This window comes from uncultured Dokdonia sp. (genome assembly GCF_947492815.1).
GTDB lineage: Bacteria > Bacteroidota > Bacteroidia > Flavobacteriales > Flavobacteriaceae > Dokdonia.
The window spans coordinates 1-1,349 of sequence record NZ_CANLOB010000068.1 but is presented as its reverse complement, the minus strand read 5'-3'; the positions used below and the strand labels follow the sequence as shown (position 1 = coordinate 1,349).

Below are 1,349 nucleotides of genomic sequence, written 5' to 3'. Positions count from 1 at the left end.
ATTCATATTTAACCATCTTAAATTCAATAGAATATACGAAAATTAATTCACTTTAGGACTATTTACGGATTTACAATAAATTTTAATAATATACATAAAGAAAAGAACGAGTTATTGACATTAACATAGTACTACATTCCATGTGAACTAGTAGTATTTATAATATCCAAAAGTATAAATACTACTAGTTTCTTAATCACGTGTCTTAAAAAAAATCCACATATAATATCCCATAGAGTCAGAAGTGTATATAATTTCCACAGTAGTCTCATGTAGAATGTTTTATATACAAATAACAATATTAAGATCACAAGTAACAAACATGTTTATCCCTATAATTAAACTTCCCGTCCCTGTAGCACTTGGGATTAAATCATGATTCTACACAATTCCTACTTTATTAGGCAAAAGAAAGCACATTTACCTGGGATGAATCATGACAAACATTTTTTACACATAATTTTATTAAAAAATTTCTAACCTATTACGTATTCTTTTAAAATATCTAAAAAAACACTGAGCAGAAAACAAATTTCTGATCACAGAAAGAAATTTAGACAGATACTTGAATGTCTTTAAATGTTCAAGAAATATTAAATAATAAAAACAATAATTATGTTAAAAAACATTTCAACTTTAGGGAAAACACTTAACAAAAAAGATCAAAAAAATATTCAGGGAGGAACTGGCGGTGGAGGTGGTTTCTATTGTGAAACAACAGGAGACTGTCAAAACTGCCCAAATATATTTGATAATAATGTTTTAGAAAGACTTATATGCGCTTCAAATGTTTGTATACCTGCTACACAGTTATAAAAATATTTAATAAAAATTTTATTCACCAAAAAACAACAGTTATGTTAAAATCTATAATAACATTAGGAATTACTTTAAATAAAATAGAACAACAAGAAATCATTGGAGGACATACAGATGCTTTTTGTTGTAGACTATCGTCTACAGGGAATTGTTGCCATCCTTCTTGGACAGCATGTGGTTTTCCCGGTGCTGAAAATTGTGTGAGCGGTTCTTGCTTACTTTAAATAAAATATTATGAGACTGTCTAAAAAGTAACTTAATATGTCATTCTGAATTCATTTCAGAATCTTATAATATTAGTTATCAATCTAATGAGAAACTGAAACAAGTTCAGTTTGACGAAAATTACATCTTTTTAGACAGTCACATTTAAACATTAAGTAGAAATGAAAAAGAAAATACTCTATATATTATTAGTAACACTCACTTTCTTCAGCTGTCAAGAAGAAGAAACTATAGATTCACAAACAACTATAGAAAATGATGCCCTTAATCAATGGTTACTAGTAGATCTAAATACTGTGATAGAT

Annotated in this window: 2 protein-coding genes; both read left to right on the top strand. The window is 27.5% G+C overall.

Features of this window, described 5'->3' with window-relative positions; all coding sequences use genetic code 11:
- The first annotated feature begins 615 nt into the window (after positions 1 to 615).
- The gene (locus tag Q1A01_RS23520) at positions 616 to 816 is read left to right on the top strand and encodes a hypothetical protein (protein WP_299685996.1); all 201 of its coding nucleotides are present in this window, start codon (positions 616 to 618) and stop codon (positions 814 to 816) included.
- 41 nt (positions 817 to 857) lie between these two features.
- Positions 858 to 1,043, top strand: a complete 186-nt coding sequence (locus Q1A01_RS23515; RefSeq protein WP_299685993.1) for a hypothetical protein — start codon at positions 858 to 860, stop codon at positions 1,041 to 1,043.
- The last annotated feature ends 306 nt before the right edge of the window (positions 1,044 to 1,349 follow it).

What these genes read in the sequence shown, in the direction of transcription:
- Q1A01_RS23520 (WP_299685996.1), top strand. Translation starts at nt 616, where the DNA reads ATGTTAAAAAACATTTCAACTTTAGGGAAAACACTTAACAAAAAAGAT.
- Q1A01_RS23515 (WP_299685993.1), top strand. Translation starts at nt 858, where the DNA reads ATGTTAAAATCTATAATAACATTAGGAATTACTTTAAATAAAATAGAA.